The 13,922-nt window shown below is 47.5% G+C and carries 8 protein-coding genes; 3 read left to right on the top strand and 5 right to left on the bottom strand.

Annotated elements, in window-relative coordinates; translation table 11 throughout:
* Positions 1-3,305 (bottom strand): two-partner secretion domain-containing protein (locus QUB51_RS04370; protein WP_333259767.1); only part of this gene is annotated, 3,305 nt, incomplete at its 3' end.
* 81 nt (positions 3,306-3,386) lie between these two features.
* Here QUB51_RS04370 and rnhA point away from each other — a divergent pair.
* A complete protein-coding gene (gene rnhA, locus QUB51_RS04365; protein ID WP_333259765.1) occupies positions 3,387-4,292 on the top strand; it encodes a ribonuclease HI in 906 nt (301 codons plus the stop codon).
* Positions 4,293-4,411: 119 nt separating this feature from the next.
* Here rnhA and QUB51_RS04360 read toward each other — a convergent pair whose 3' ends face one another.
* Complete coding sequence (locus tag QUB51_RS04360; protein ID WP_333233934.1) at positions 4,412-4,945, bottom strand: phosphatase domain-containing putative toxin; 534 nt, start codon at positions 4,943-4,945, stop codon at positions 4,412-4,414.
* A 57-nt stretch (positions 4,946-5,002) separates the two neighbouring features.
* Here QUB51_RS04360 and QUB51_RS04355 point away from each other — a divergent pair, with 57 nt between their 5' ends.
* On the top strand, positions 5,003-5,641 hold the full coding sequence (locus QUB51_RS04355; protein WP_333259762.1) for a pentapeptide repeat-containing protein: 639 nt from the start codon (positions 5,003-5,005) through the stop codon (positions 5,639-5,641).
* A 358-nt stretch (positions 5,642-5,999) separates the two neighbouring features.
* On the opposite strand, the gene QUB51_RS04350 is transcribed toward QUB51_RS04355, so the two are convergent.
* Entirely contained in the window at positions 6,000-7,067 is a 1,068-nt protein-coding gene (locus QUB51_RS04350) for a TIGR03032 family protein (RefSeq protein ID WP_333259759.1), read from the bottom strand.
* Between the two features lie 275 nt (positions 7,068-7,342).
* Here QUB51_RS04350 and QUB51_RS04345 point away from each other — a divergent pair, with 275 nt between their 5' ends.
* Complete coding sequence (locus QUB51_RS04345; RefSeq protein WP_333259756.1) at positions 7,343-11,356, top strand: FG-GAP-like repeat-containing protein; 4,014 nt, start codon at positions 7,343-7,345, stop codon at positions 11,354-11,356.
* Between the two features lie 150 nt (positions 11,357-11,506).
* On the opposite strand, the gene cruG is transcribed toward QUB51_RS04345, so the two are convergent.
* The gene (gene cruG, locus QUB51_RS04340; protein WP_333259753.1) at positions 11,507-12,709 is read right to left on the bottom strand and encodes a 2'-O-glycosyltransferase CruG; all 1,203 of its coding nucleotides are present in this window, start codon (positions 12,707-12,709) and stop codon (positions 11,507-11,509) included.
* A 232-nt stretch (positions 12,710-12,941) separates the two neighbouring features.
* Positions 12,942-13,883 (bottom strand): gamma-carotene 1'-hydroxylase CruF, encoded by a 942-nt coding sequence (gene cruF / locus QUB51_RS04335; protein WP_333052677.1) that lies wholly within the window; start codon positions 13,881-13,883, stop codon positions 12,942-12,944.
* Positions 13,884-13,922 lie beyond the last annotated feature (39 nt).

The following is a 13,922-nucleotide window of genomic DNA, read 5'->3' as shown; positions in this document are numbered from 1 at the left end:
TTATTGGGATTATTAGGATTATTGGGATTATTGGGATTATTGGGATTATTGGGATTATTGGGATTATTGGGATTATTGGGATTATTCGGATTATTCGGATTATTGGGATTGTCGGGATTTGTTGGTTGATTGGTAGTTACGATCGCACTATTGCCTTGAGTGTAAGAATTTATGAACGATCGCCCTTGAGTAATCGTACCTGAAGCATTGCTGGCGATCGCCCCAGCAGTACCGTTAGTCGTCGCATCTCCCACCGCAAAAGGTATCGGCGGATTGACATCACCGCCGCCGTGGCGGATCGTAACTGTACCCGCTTGAGTGTCGCCAAGAGTCGAGATGCTAACAGGAGTGCCGTTTTGGCCAAAAGTACCCGTCACTCGAACTAAACCCGGAGTTGCGAGCTCAACATTACCGCCCGGAGCATTTATGGATGCAACGCTGATATCATTTTGAGCGTTAAGATTTACTGTAGAAGTGCGATCGACCCTAACAACAGGATTAACATTTATTCGCCCTATTGTGATTTCGTTTGCGGCTAAAATACTCACAATTTCCGCAGCATTTATATTGCCAGTGCTGACACTTCCCCTACTGCTATTAACATCAACAGCGACTCCCTGCAAATTCCCCGTATTCACATTGTCTAACGCTCTGAAAGTGATATTTTCTGTTGCAGTGATGTTGGTCATTTGCAGATTCCCGCTAGTGCTATTGACATTCACTCTCTCTCCCTGCAAATTTCCGGAACTTACATTGCCAGAAGCTGTTACATTAATATTCCCAGTGGCTGTGGTATTTGCAGTTTGAATTGTTCCAGAGTTACTATTGACATTCACTCCCACTCCCTGCAAATTTCCGGAAGTTATATCGCCTAAAGCTGTTACATTAATGTTACCAAGGGATGTAGTATTGCCGATCGCAATTTTTCCCCCATCGCTATTGACCTCAACTGCTCCTCCTAGCAAATTCACTGCATTTAAGTCGCTGGATGCTCTCAAAGCAATAGTGCCAGTGCCAGCATCGATCGATAGAACTCTAATATTAGTTTGGGCATTCAAATTTACTGTAGGAATGCGATTGCTTCCGTCTGTGCTGGTGGTAGGATTGACATTAATTGTCCCTGCTGTAATTTGCTGTCCTGCCAAAAGTCTGACATCTCCATTCGTAGCGATCGCCCCCGTATTAACACTCCCATTGCTGCTAGCATTGACAGTCGCAGCGGTGAGATTGCCTACCGTTAAGTCCCTCAAAGCTGTCAAATTGATATTCTCAGTTGCTGTGATATTGACTGGTGTAGTATTAGGCACAATGGTATTGGCATCAGTCACAACTCCCAATTCACCGGAGTTACTGGTAATATCAACATTAGACCCCTGCAAAGTCCCAAAATTCACATTGCCAAAAGCTCTGAGTGCGATCGCCCCGGAAGTCCCAGTATCGATCGACCCTGTTACTATATTGCCTCGAACAGTATTCAGACTAATACTGCCGTTGATATCAGCACGAGAAATGTCACTTGTCAATATAATATTGTCATTAGCTTGAATATTAATTGTCGAACTAGACGTTAATCTGCCCCCAACTACCACTCCTGCTTCCCTGCTTTCGAGATTAATTTGACCGCCATTAATATCTCTAGTTGCGATAATTCCCGGCGCTGACAAAATCACCGGCCCGCCTGCCGAAATATTTTCAATAGAAATCAAATTATTCGATAAAATAGACGCAGGAGTAAATATTGCATCGTCACCTAAAGGATTAGGTTGTTCATTATCACCCGGAGTATCCGTAGGAGAATTAGGAACATTAGGAGAATTAGCCAAATTTTGCACTCCCGCCCGCAGAATTAAAGCCGGACTGCTGGTTAAAATAGCAATATCTGGATCGCCACTCACATTTTCCCTACCCAATGCAATATCGGGGCCGGTAATTGTAATATCCTCGGCAACAATGCTCCCCCTCGCCTCGACTTTCAGCGAAACTCCGGTATAATCTCCAAAGAAAACATCTCCTTCCGAACTGATAATCGGGTCAAATAAACTGACAAAGTTTCCCGGCATTCCCGACAAATTGCGAATCGAAAAATTGCCACCAGAAACAAAGTGGGAATCCCCCGAAATAACGCCGTTGCTAACCAAACTCAAATTGCCGCCGCTTTGGAATTGCGGGGGAAGAGATAAGCCGCCGATCGCATTTTGAGTGAGAATGTCGATCGTGCGAGATCCCTGAATGTATAAATTACCCCCAGCCTTCGCCAAAAAAGGATTCTGGGCGCTGTCCCTGACCCGCACCGCATCCCCACCCAGCAAACTCAAATCCCCCGCAGTTTGCAGCCTAGCGCCCGCTAACGAGAGATTTTCCGCAGCCCATAAATTCGCACTTCCCGCATTCAACTGCGGTAGCCCAGACACATTAGCAGCAATCGCCACATCCCCAGAATTCACCTGCAAACCAGAAGCCACAAGCCGCACAGAACCGTCATCCGCAACCGCAACACCCGCAGCCTGATTTTGCCCAGTACCTGTCAGCAACTGCGGCAAAGAAATAGGATTCAAAGTCTGTTGAAAACTACCAAAATTTCCGCCCGTTGCTATTTCCAGACTCAACAAATGCCCCGGTTGACTAATGCGGAGAACATTATCTCCCGGAACAGCAGCAACAGTAATTTGCCCGCCCGCAGCCGACAACTGCCCCGTACTAACAACCGTACCGCCAAGCAAAGCCAAATTTTGCCCAGGATTCACCGCTAAATTGCCAGCATTAACAATACTTCCTGGTACACCCGGACTAAAATAAAAAGCATTTGGCGTACCAACCAAGGCGCTAAAATTATTTATACCCGCAGCATTAAACCAATTTGAACCAAAACCGACACCAGTAGCAGTAGTTGCAGTAAAAGCCGCCGGCACATTCAAACTCGCGTTCGGGCCAAACACAATCCCCGCAGGATTAATTAGAAAAAGATTAGAATTGCCGCCCGTGACAGTAATTAAACCGTTAATTAGCGAAGCGTCCCCGCCAGCAATTCGAGCTAATATATTTTGAATAGCCGAATTAGTCAGAAAATTAGCAATTTGACCTTGATTCAAGCCAAACTGCCCAAAACTGTGAAAAAGATTCGCGCCGTCTCCCGACAAACTGCCGCCGTTGATATCATAGCGGTTGCCGATCGGGGTGACAACAGTACCCGTACCGTCAGCAGCAGGCACTATGGGCTGTGCTTGCGCGAAAGTATTAAAAATTAACAAAGAAAACGGACAAATAAATAGCGCAACCTTTTTAATCTTTAAGTTGGCATTTTTCATAGCACTAAGTAAAACTATCTCAATTGCCTTAATTATCGCACTTGCAAACAACTTACCTGTAAATTACACATTAATTCGCTCATGACAACTCCCAAAATCAAAAGCCTCTACACAGACGGCGCTTGTTCCGGCAACCCAGGCCCCGGCGGCTGGGGTGCAGTAGTTTGTTTCGCCGACGGCAAGTGTCACGAACTCGGAGGTGCAGACCCCCAAACCACTAACAACCGCATGGAAATGCAGGCTGCCGTCGCTGCGCTGGAATTTTTTGCCAATTCCGGTCAAACCGAACCTGTCACCGTTTACACCGACAGCGAATACGTTAAAAACGGCATCACTAAATGGATTCAAGGCTGGAAAAATAAAGGCTGGAAAACCTCAACGGGCAAAGATGTTGTCAACCAAGACCTCTGGCATCTGCTAGACAAGCTGAATTCCCGGCAAATCCAGTGGGAACACGTCCGCGGCCACTCCGGCGACTTCTACAACGACAGATGCGATGAAATCGCCCGCAGCTTCTCGCACAATCTCACTCCCGAACTGCAACAGCAGAAACCAACGGGAGACGAGGCCGGGGCGGGCACGGGGGCACCGCCCCTACGCTTTGACAACACAATTGTTTCGGAAGAAACGGACGTAACTGGTAACAAAACGATAGAATCCTATGTCATAACTTCTGACCTTCCGATCTCCAACTCTACCATGATGGATTCAACTGCCGATACCCTGGAGAACTTGCCCCGCGAGGTGAGGGTTCAGGACCTCCGCAATCTGATCGAAACGTTGCACATCGCCGACGAGGTTGCGACGAAAGGCTACTTGATTACCAGTTCTGAACTGGCTGATTTGATGGATGTAAATGCCAGCGCTGTCACCAGTCGTGGAGACAACTGGGTTTGGCGAAATTGGGTAGTGTCGCGGGTGCGGCGCGAGGGCAACCAAATTCTCTGGCAATTAGAGAGAATTGACCACGTTAGTACAACTGATTAGTCAGTTGGCAGTTGGCAGTTGGCATTTGGCATTTGGTCAACTGTTAACTGTTAACTGTTAACTGTTAACTGTTAACTATTAACTGTTAACTGTTAATTAACTAACGGTGCAACCGGAGTTCATATAACAGGACGACCATCATCTAAAAGAGCATTAAGTTTTCCGGCAACTTGCCAAGGGTTTCGACCTTTGAACAAAGCAGCAAACACGGCTTCATAGGGATTTCTACCAGTTTTTTTTACTGCTGCGATCGCCTGTTTGTTAGATAATCCCCGCCCGCTAACCAACCAAGCAGCCAAAACCTGTCCTGTACGTCCGATCCCCCCAGAACAGTGAACTACGACCCCTTCGCCTTTGCTATTTGCAGATGCCAAAAATGGTAATATGCGATCGAGCAAAATATCCCTATCTACCAATTCAAAATCGGCAATCGGAGCCCAGCAAACTCGATCGCACCCAAAGATGTTCCGATACGTTCCCAGTAAGTCCCTGTAGCGGATGAGTTGGGAATCGGGAAGCAAACAGCAAACTTGCTTGATATTGTGCCCCTGCATAAATTCAATCCACTCAGCAATTTCTGCATCGCGATATCCAGGTCTCGCTGCACCAAATACAATTAATTCAGTCTCCGAAGCCGCCGCAAATTTGTGCATAATGTTTTCAATAATTTTACCTATAATTAAGAAATACCAACAAATCCTGAATCAACAGTGAAAAACAAGAGTTCGATCGCCTTAATGAACTGGCTGCAACCCAAACCAGAAACCGTTTTGTTATGCGACTCAATTGTAGCAGCTTCTGAGATGGCATTCATGCTCAACGGTGAGTGGGATGGGTGCAATAGTTTAGTCCTCCCTAAATCCGACAAGGTAGCAATTGAAGCAGCCGCCCGTTTGCTGGAGACATCGTGGTGCTACCAAAATACTTGCGAACCAGTTTTAATTCGGCTGGGAGTTGACGAATTGCTGCGCCGTTATGGAATTGGAGACAGGTTTTTTATTAATGCTAACTTGCGATGCGCGCAATTGAGCGAACTTTGCTTGGAAAACATTGATTTGAGTTATGCTAAATTAAATTTGGCTAACCTCAGCGGCAGTAATTTAAGCAAAGCAAACTTAATGGCAGCACAGATGCAATCGGCAAATTTGAGTTGCAGCAATTTGAGTAAATCGCAACTTGTGAGGGCGAATTTATCAGGAGCAAATTTATCTGATGCTAATCTCAAAGGTGCTGATTTGAGTTATGCAGATTTAAGCAATGTTTGTTTAACAGGTGCTGATTTAAGAGGTGCAAATTTAGCCAGAACAGACTTAAGAAAAACCAGCTTAGATGGGGCGATTGTTGAGTAATATCAAATCCCGCTTAAATACTTTCTCTCACACCGCGTGGGTAAATCCTGTAAACATTTTAACATCAAACCGACAGTCCGGCAGGGGTTGAAACCCCTGCCTCAAAGCGCAAGTCCTCTTTTAGAGGACTGATGAGTTCTTGAGTCCTCTTTTAGAGGACTTTAGCTATTAGACAGGGGTTTCAACCCCTGGCGGAGTAGCGGGTGGGGGGGAGGACTGGTGGACTAAAAGCTTAAGTTGACACGCTTTGGGTAATGCCGTTTCCCTACGGCGATCGATCGCACTTCCGGGGTGTGCTTCATAAACGTGGAATCTGCTGTATCTGCGTCCATCCGCGTACATCCGCCACCATCTGCGGTTAAAGTTCCAAAGTAATTAACTGAGCAATTTCGTCAGTCTGAAAACCCAAGGCCATCGGCTTTTGCACTGTCGGAATCACTTGTACATCATAGAGTTCGGTGACAATTCCTTCAAAGCGCAACCAGTGAACGATCGCCCCCGTAGTCAAATCAATCACCATCATACCACAGCGAGCTTCAGCATCCTTGGCCAGCAACAACTCATCCAATTCTAAACCGCTAAAAGTGTTGTCACCTCCCCGAGGTTTCGAGAGTCCAACAATTGCCCAATTTTGCCAAAAAGCCAGTCCTCGGACATATCCCGGACAAAACGTAATTGCCTCAAATTTTCCTGTTTCTAAATCCACATAACCGAATTCTCCTCTCCCCGAATTCAGCAGCCACAATTTATCTTGATACCAGCGGGGTGAATGCGGCATCGACAATCCCGTGACGATAATATCATTAGATTCAATATCAATAACTATACCGCCATTTTTTCTGCGATCGCGCCAGCCATCCACGACATCCGACTGACTCGACGCTGTGACATATTTCGCTTCTCCTTCTACCATAGCCAAACCGTTGAGGTGACAGCGGTCTTCATTGATATATTGTGAGATAAAACTTGGTTTCCAGAGAGGTTTGCAACTGTGGCGATCGCTCACTGTAGCGATACAATTAAACAAAGTGCTAATAAAAATGATTTGATTATTTTTATCGACAGCGATATCGTGAATGTCAATATCTCCTGTAGTATAGCCAATTCTTGGTATATATAATTTATCGTATCCTTGGTATAGTTTCCCGGATTCTAAGACATTATCTAATTGCCAGAGTTGATATTTTGAACTTAAATAAAGGCGTTCCGGCGTGCAGAAAAGCCCCATTGCGCGATCGAATATTCGCCAAAAAGCCGATATTCTGTTCGTTTCGGGCACAGCACCAATTAACATTAACCTGCTGGTTTGGTAGGTAGTGCAAGCGAGACTGATTTGTTGTTGGGTTAACCAAGATGGAAAATCGCGATCGCCAAAAATCTCGTGTTCTTGGACTGTATTGAAATTTGTGCGATCGTCATTATTCATAGAATCACTGAGCGTAATTGCCTAAAATCAATAATCTCATAAACTCGCCCCGACTTCGACTTTTTATAATTGTTTACAATAACCCGGAAACATATAAAGATTTTGTAAAGGAGAAGCTCAACCACTGACAGTACGATCGAACCCTGCTAAGCTCCTAGCAATTAAAAGTTTAGGGGGTCATCCGCTACCAGATAGAAATACCGCCATCGCAACTCAAATCGGGCGATCGCTTTTAGCAGCTCAAAAACCAGTAATTCTACCTAATGCAAAAACAGATGAAAACCCTAACTCAACTTAACAAAAAAAATCCCTTTGTTGCTTGCATGAGCAACCAGCCAAGCTCGATCGTCATCCTTGACCCCACAGTACCAGACAGCAACTACATAGCCCAAGGCATCAAACCAGGCACTGCCACCTACATCCTGGAAAACCAGCCTGATGCCCTAGAGCAAATCACCACATTCCTCGCTCAGCATCAAGGCATCGAAACCCTCCACATCATCACCCACGGTAGCCCCGGCAAGATTTACTTAGGCACGACAGAACTCAACAGCAGCAACATCAAACACTACAGCCAACAGTTGCAACAGTGGCGAAACGCCCTCAGTGTCAACGCCAGCATCATATTATATGGATGTGAGATAGCAGCCGGGGAGACAGGACACCAATTCCTGACTCAACTCCACCAACTCACAGGCGCAAACATCGCCGCTAACTCCCAGCCTACAGGTAACAGCAAACTAGGTGGCACCTGGAACATCCCGCAACTCATCCCCCCATCGAGCCAAAAGCCCAAACTTTCTCTGACAGAAACCACCCTCAAAACCTACAGCGGCGTGCTCAGCTTCGCCCCTAAAGTTGACTTCACAACTGGCAGTTTCCCCATCTCCGTCAGCATCGGCGACTTCAATGGCGACGGCAAACCTGACTTAGCTGTGGCGAATAGCGGCAGCAACACTGCCTCCATCCTGCTCAACACCAGCACCACAGGAGCCACCACCCCCACCTTTGCCTCCCAAGTCACCTTCGCAACTGGCCTTACTCCCACCTCCATCAGCATCGGCGACATCAACGGCGACGGCAAACCAGACTTAGCTGTGGCGAACTTCGGCAGCAACGACGCTTCCATCTTGCTCAACACCAGCACCACAGGAGCCACTACCCCCACTTTCGCCACCAAAGTAGACTTACCTACACAGGACTTACCTACTGGCACTCACCCCAACTCCGTCAGCATCGGCGACATCAACGGCGACGGGAAACCTGACTTAGCTGTGGCGGTGGTATTCAGTAACGATGCTTCCATCCTGCTCAATACCACCGCCATAGGAGCCACCACCCCCACTTTCGCCACCCACGTTACCTTCCCTACTGACACTGGTCCCAACTCCGTCAGCATCGGCGACATCAACGGCGACGGGAAACCTGACTTAGCTGTGGCGAATCGGTTCAGCAACACTGTCTCCATCCTGCTCAACACTACCGCCACAGGAGCCACCACCCCCTCTTTCGCCACTAAAGTTGACTTCAGAGCTGGCAGTTCTCCCAGAAGCGTCAGCATAGGCGACATCAACGGCGATGGCAAACCTGACTTAGCTGTGGCGAATAACGGCAGCAACATCTCGATCCTGCTCAACACCACCCCCAGCAACGCCACCACCCCCACTTTCGCCACCAAAGTAGACTTCACAACTGACACTGGCCCCAAATCCATCAGCATCGGCGACATCAACGGCGACGGCAAACCTGACTTAGCTGTGGCGAACGCCAACGACAACAACGTCTCCATCCTGATCAATACCACCGCCACCGGAGCCACCATTCCTACCTTTGCCACCAAAGTAGACTTCACAACTGGCAGTAACCCCAGCTCCGTCAGCATCGGCGACATCAACGGCGACGGGAAACCTGACTTAGCTGTGGCGAACCAGTTCAGCGACAGTGCCTCGATCCTGCTCAACACGGCAACGCCAGTCACGCCAACACCAACGCCAGTAACGCCAACACCAACGCCAGTAACTCCCACGCCAACACCAGTAACGCCAACGAATAAGAACAACCCCCCAGTTGTAAATCTTTCTGCCTTTTCGCAACAAAGTGGAGCACTAGGTTTTTCTCAAACTGGCAATGTGTTTACCTTGGCTGCAAACACCTATACTGACCCCGATCCGGGCGACAGCATTAATTATTCGATCGCCCTAGCAGATTTCAAGGCGTTGAATTCGTCGGCGTTTACATGGAAAACCGATCGGAGTGGCGGTCGCTATCGTCAGCCAGTAAATGAGTTAAGTTTTCCTGAGATTCCTCTCCCCTCATGGTTAACTTTCAATTCCGCAACTCGCAAAATTGAGATCGGCGAGACTCGCCCGCAGAAATTTGACTACTGGATGAAGATAATAGGAACGGATTCGTCTGGTGCCAATGTTAGCGAAATAATCCGCTTCAAGAGTTCTACTTTTGGTGGTTTTGTAATTGACGACTATATTGCCGGCGCGAATGTCTTCTTTGATGCTAACAAAAATGGCATCGCCGATCCGAACGAACCCAAAGGCACAACAGACGGTAACGGCGCATTTAGTTTTGATATTACTTCGGACACTTTTGACACTAATAATAACGGCAAACTTGATGCAAGTGAAGGTAATTTAGTTGCTTTTGGCGGCACCGACATCGGTACCGGTTTACCCCTAGAAACTCCGCTCAAAGCGACACCCGATGCAGAAGTAATTACTTTACTGACTAGCATGGTAGCTGAATTAGCCGATCGCGGTTTAACCGTTAATGAAGCTGATGCAAAAGTCACTAGCGCTTTCGATATTCCTAGCGATATCCCGATTAATTATGTGGATCCGATCGCCGCTACCCTAGGGGAACAACCGGGTGGTAAAGCGGTATTAACTGCGATGCTGGTAGCCCAAAACTCGATCACTCAAACAGCAGGATTAATTGAAGGTGCCAGCAATCTGAGTATGGGTGATGCTGTCAAGCAAATAATTAGTACGATCGCCGATCGCATCCTAACAGGAACCTTAGATTTCACCAAACCCGAACAAGTGGCGGATTTAATCGTCCAAGTGGGCGATCAAGTAAAGGCGATCGATCCTAATTTTAACGCCCAAGAGATATCAGTGGTGGCACCAGCACTAGCCCAGGTAATCGCAGCATCCAATCAACGGATTGTAGAGGCGATCGCGACTAATACCGATCTTACACAACTGCAAAAACAAGTAGCAGCCATCCAAAAAATTGCTTTGGGTGAAACAACTCAAGACTTTAAAGCATTTGGTGCCGGTCAAAAACCCCTCGATTCTCTAGTTGCAGAAAACACGGGTACGGCGTTAGATGAACAAATTTTGAATGGTGGTAATAACCCTGTAGTCACAACACCAACACCTGTAGTCACAACACCAACACCTGTAGTCACAACACCAACACCTGTAGTCACAACACCAACACCCGCAGTCACAACACCAACACCTGTAGTCACAACACCAACACCTGTAGTCACAACTCCTACACCCGCAGTCACAACTCCTACACCAACACCGACACCGACACCGACACCGACACCGACACCGGAAGTACAAATTGCGATCGCAATGCCAAAACCATCGGTATCAAGTAACGTGCGATCGGGTTTACCAGAAAACACCCGATTAGGAGATGTTTACCTGCTAACAGATGGCAACGATACCAGCTTCCCAGCAGCAGCATTAGGCTTAAGCGTATTTGCCCTTGCCGGCAACGATTCCTTGAGGGGATTAGACTTCCCAAACACCTATTTTGGGAATCAAGGAGAAGATACTTTAGTAGGTGGAGGAGGTAACGACGAACTAATTGGCGGCAAAGGTTCAGATTCGATCGCGGGCGGTACTGGCAACGATTTTCTTAGCGGGAATAATGACAACGATATCCTGCTAGGTGGTGATGGCGATGATACCCTGCGCGGTGGTAAGCAAGATGATATCTTATCAGGCGGTGCGGGTAACGATCTCCTGAATGGCGATTCCGGTTTGGATATCCTCACAGGTGGCGCAGGGAATGATATCTTTGTATTGCAAGATACGGCTACGGAAGTATCTCAAGCCGATCTGATTACTGACTTCACTTCAGAGGATAAAATTAAGTTAATTGATGTCACTTTTAGTCAATTAACTTTTGAGTCAGTTAATGCCATTTTAGATGGTGCAACTGCTGTATTATCAACGGCGATCAAATCAGGGAATGACTACTTGGGAGTGGTTTATAATCTGAATCCAACGGCTCTTAATAGTAGCTCTTTCTTGTAAGATTGATGGGGAATTCATATTACCCACAGTCAGGACACGGCAGTACATAAGAAGGAGACGGCAGTGCCGTTTCCCTACAATTAATCTGCTGTAGGGAAACGGCACTGCCGTGTCCTCATTTCAGCTAGTAATAATTCCGAATTTTAACGATTATTCATACTTTCTGCCGCGCCACTGAGTAGGCTGATTCAACGCAGAAATGAGAATTCGCAAAAACGCCAACGGATCGGCTAAAGGTGACAGCCAAAACAGCCATTTACCCGATGCCCCAGTTGTATCGTAGGAAGGTGCGATCGCCAAACACAAAGCCGATCGCACTGCAACCAAAAATACATTCAATCCCAACAGCCAAAAGTGCGGAAATACACCAACCGGCGGCAGCGAACCAAACAACAAATAGCACAATATAATCGGTACCGGCAAACCTTGAACCGCCAGCAACAGCCACAAATCGCCCCAAATTTGACCGCCCGAAGCAGCATCTTTCAAATCGAGCGATCGACCCCATTCATTCCAAGTCTCGATCGCCCCCTCATACATCCGCACCTTCAACACCTTAGCCCCATCCAAAAAGCCCACCTTAAAGCCCTTAGCAGCCGCATAGCGAGCCAAAGTCACATCATCGCAAAACGAACCCCTCGCGACCTCATAGCCCCCTAATGCCACCAAAACCTCGCGCTTACACAAGAAACACTGACCGTTCGCCATCACCCGTTCCGGCACATCCCCGCCAGTCCCCGTCGGCCCGAACCGATAAACCAAAGTCATTAACAAAGCAGGTTGCAGCCACAACTCCCCCGGATACTTGAGGATAAACTGCGGCGAGAGCGAAATCAAATCGTAATTTCCAGCTTTCGCTGTTTTGAGTAAACTCGCAATCAAACCCGGATGGGGCACAGTATCCGCATCTATCCCCAAAATCCACTCGCACTTCTCGGAACTTGCCAAAAAACCCGCATTCAGCGCCCACGGACGCCCTACCCAACCCGCCGGCAGCGGATCGTCGTTAATCAAGCGAAACCGGGGGTCTTTTTGTGCTGCTGCTTTGACTAAATCTCCGGTTCCGTCTACCGAATAGCTGTCAACCACGATCGCTTCTCGGAGTTCGTAACTTTGGCTGGTTAATCCTTCCAAACAAGGCGAAATTCGATCGGCTTCGTTCAAAGTCGGTACCACCGCAGTACAACTACCCAACAAATCCAGCGTCGGCGAATCCGGTTCCAGGGGTGGGATGCGCGATGGGCCTTTAATCAAACGCGACATCAGAAGGGCGGCGGCGGGTAATTGCAGCAGCAGGAGTGCGACAGCGATGATACTTGTCAGCGATTGGGAGAACAGGTGAGGGGCGATCATGGGATTTTAGATTTTAGATTTTAGATTTTAGATTTTCAATTGAAGAATTGGAAATTACGGTTGGTGTCAATTTAAAAATTTAATAAAATTTTTGCCTCAAACATATTACAGGAATTGGGCATGAAAAAATCGCCATTGAAAAACCCGGTTTCTTGTAGAAACCGGGTTTTTAAACTAGCTCAAAATTTAGTGTAAATTTTTGCTAAATCAGCCGGGGTTGCTCGCTAGCAACTCACTTACGCAAAACGCCCACGGGCTGAGGTGGAATTTGGGCCGTGATAACAGATGTATCCAAAGACGGCATTGTTTCGGTTACGTCACCTGTTGCGGGTTTAGCGATCCAGCATAACGCGATCGCCGGAACTACACCCAGAAGCACCGCTAGCGATGTCGGGAACCAGAACCGAGAATCCAAGGAAACTACAGTGATAATTGCTCCGAAAGCAAAGTTTACCAAATAAACAATTAAGGGCAAACCCAATTCCGATCGCTCTAATTTAATCGGTGTTTTTCTCCACAAGAAAGCTGCTACAGACATAAATAGCGCCCCCGTACCCATCCAACCAGCCAAATTGCGGTAAGGCATTCCAAAGAAAGCCCCAAGTTCCTCAAACTCCCAAAAAGGAACAGCAGTTTGACTCATCGCCGGATCTAGTACAAAATCCCAAGCAGTTAGCAGCAAAGCACCAAGGGCGATCGCCCCTATTTGGCGCACCCAGTTGAGTTCACCTTTACCGCCAGCTACTCCAGCGCGAGCAATTATGTATGAAACCAGTCCCAGATAAAACCACGAGAGGGGAATGGTAAACGGAACCAGCCCTGCAATTTTGTAGCCCAAACCGCTTAAATAGTGGTAGTGGCCGAAGGGAAAACCCGTACTCGTTCCCAACAACTCGCTACTCAAGGACAAAAACACAGAAGGCACTAAAAAAGCCAGAGTTGCACCCCAACCCAATGTCCGCAAGGCATAGAGAGCAACTGCTGCTGCACCAAAGATGATATAAACTACTCCACCCCCAGCCATCCCCCACTGGAATAGCGTTTGCCCCGCGGGCGGTAAACTCATCACCAATTCGGGACGGGGTAAAATCAGCAGCAACCCTGCCAATCCAAAAGCCATTGACAAGACGTGGGCAATTAAGCAAAAGCGCTCAGCAATCAAAAGTTGCTTCATGGGACTCCTCGAAAAAATATTAGATGCAAAAAGCACTCT

The sequence above is a fragment of the Microcoleus sp. AT8-A3 genome (assembly GCF_036705675.1).
GTDB lineage: Bacteria > Cyanobacteriota > Cyanobacteriia > Cyanobacteriales > Microcoleaceae > Microcoleus.
This window is presented reverse-complemented; position numbering and strand designations above follow the sequence as displayed.